Source organism: Telluria sp. AZSoR62, assembly GCF_058111565.1.
Genome location: NZ_JBYTST010000478.1, coordinates 1 through 249, shown reverse-complemented (window position 1 = coordinate 249; position 249 = coordinate 1). Strand labels below are relative to the sequence as shown.

Annotated in this window: 1 protein-coding gene; it reads right to left on the bottom strand. The window is 46.2% G+C overall.

What is annotated here, in order from left to right:
* The coding region (locus AC3XQU_RS24470; RefSeq protein ID WP_489876708.1) for a hypothetical protein at positions 1-221 on the bottom strand (221 nt) is incomplete at its 3' end.
* Between the last annotated feature and the right edge of the window lie 28 nt (positions 222-249).

Below are 249 nucleotides of genomic sequence, written 5' to 3'. Positions count from 1 at the left end.
TTAGCCACGTAAGCTGCTTTGGTCTTGGCAGTATAGGTCATATCATAGTGCTGAATAAGCGTGCCGGGGAGTTTTATCCCGCTAAGCGAGTATTCCAAGCCAAATATGTTGTCATCTAAATCAGCTTGAGAGAGGGTGTTGTTCCAAAAAAGAACGCGCTCAAAATCGGATGGGCGTTCAGGGAAGCGTACAACGGTGTGTGGGTTTGCTTCGAACCACATTGGGAGATAGCAGAAAAGGTAGTCTAAA